The 1,389-nt window shown below is 60.4% G+C and carries 2 protein-coding genes; one reads left to right on the top strand and one right to left on the bottom strand.

Annotation, left to right across the window (positions count from 1 at the left end; all coding sequences use genetic code 11):
- Positions 1-5: 5 nt before the first annotated feature.
- Positions 6-929, bottom strand: a complete 924-nt coding sequence (gene pyrB / locus ACP5VX_RS05640; protein WP_428724909.1) for an aspartate carbamoyltransferase — start codon at positions 927-929, stop codon at positions 6-8.
- Positions 930-1,079: 150 nt separating this feature from the next.
- Between pyrB and ACP5VX_RS05635 the strand changes: the two genes are divergently transcribed.
- Positions 1,080-1,389 (top strand): orotidine 5'-phosphate decarboxylase / HUMPS family protein (locus ACP5VX_RS05635; RefSeq protein WP_428724908.1); only part of this gene is annotated, 310 nt, incomplete at its 3' end.

Below are 1,389 nucleotides of genomic sequence, written 5' to 3'. Positions count from 1 at the left end.
GGGGTCTACAGGCCTAGGATCAGCTTTATCAGGGCCATCCTAGTGTACAGCCCGTTCTTCGCCTGCTCGAAGTACATTGCCTGGGGTAGGACGTCGACGTCTGTGGTGAGCTCCCACACCCTGGGTAGCGGGTGGAGGATTACCGGGATCCTGCTGAACTTCTTCAGGTAGTCGTAGGTGATGATGTAGCTCCCCTTGAGCCTCTCGTAGTCCTCGGGCTTCATCCTCTCCTTCTGCAGCCTCGTAACGTAGAGGACGTCCAGCTTCTCCATCACGTCGTCGGGCTTCTCGTAGAGCTCGTACTTCACCCTCCGCTGGTCGAGCACCTTCAGGACCTCCTCTCTGGGCGAGAGCTCCTTGGGTGAGATGAAGTAGATCTCGACGTCCCTGAAGTTGGAGAGCGTGTAGGAGAGGCTGGAGATGGTCCTCCCGTACCTCAGGTCGCCCATCATGCCGACCCTCACCCCGTCCACCCTGCCGAAGACCCTCCATATAGTGTAGACGTCCAGCAGGGCCTGGGTGGGGTGCTCGTTGTACCCGTCGCCCGCGTTGATCACGGGAGCCTTACATATCTCCGCGGCCTTCTTCGCGAACCCCGGCTCCCTGTGCCTGACGACTATCAGGTCCGGCCCGTAGCTGTCGACGGTCCTCAAAGTGTCCTCGGGCGTCTCCCCCTTCGCCATGCTGCTGACCTCCTCCGGCCCGAGGTCCACGACGGAGCCGCCCAGCTTGACCATTGCGAACTGGAAGCTGAGCCTAGTCCTCGTGCTCGGCTCGAAGAACGCTGTGAACATCACCCTGCCCCTAGCGATGTCGAGCCTCTCGCCCCTCTCCACGGCTCTACGGAGGTCCTCGGCGACCTGTATCAGTAGCTCGACGTCGCTCCTAGAGAACTGGAGGGCCGACACTACGTCCATGCCCTTGTACAAGGTTCTCACCCGACCCGACAGGTATACTATCGGCGCCGGAGCGGTAAATAGATTGCGTAGAGAGCGGGCGCACCGAATATTTACGGGCGGCCGCAGCGTACCTACTCGTTTAGATTTAAAAACCGGCGCAAAGATAGGAAGCAAGGGCACTTGCTGGTAGTAGCCCTAGATCCACCCTTCAGCCCGGTCCTTGGAGAAGACTACCTGAGAATAGTTAGAGAGGTCGACCCCTACGCACAGGGCTTCAAGGTGGGCCTACCACTCATCCTGAGAAGGGGGGTCGGCGCCGTAGGAAAGATCAAGGAGGCCACGAGCAAGCCCGTCATAGCTGACTTGAAGCTGGCCGATATAGGGGACGTGATGGCCAGCGCCCTAAGCGTCCTCGCCGAGCAGGGCGTCGACGCTGTCGTAGCACACGGCTTCGTCGGCGTGGAGGGCTCGCTGGACAAGCTCGTGGAGG

The sequence above is a fragment of the Thermogladius sp. genome (assembly GCF_049970955.1).
Taxonomy (GTDB): Archaea; Thermoproteota; Thermoprotei_A; order Sulfolobales; family Desulfurococcaceae; genus Thermogladius.
Note: the sequence above shows the minus strand (reverse complement) of the source record. Positions and strands in the feature narration are given on the sequence as shown.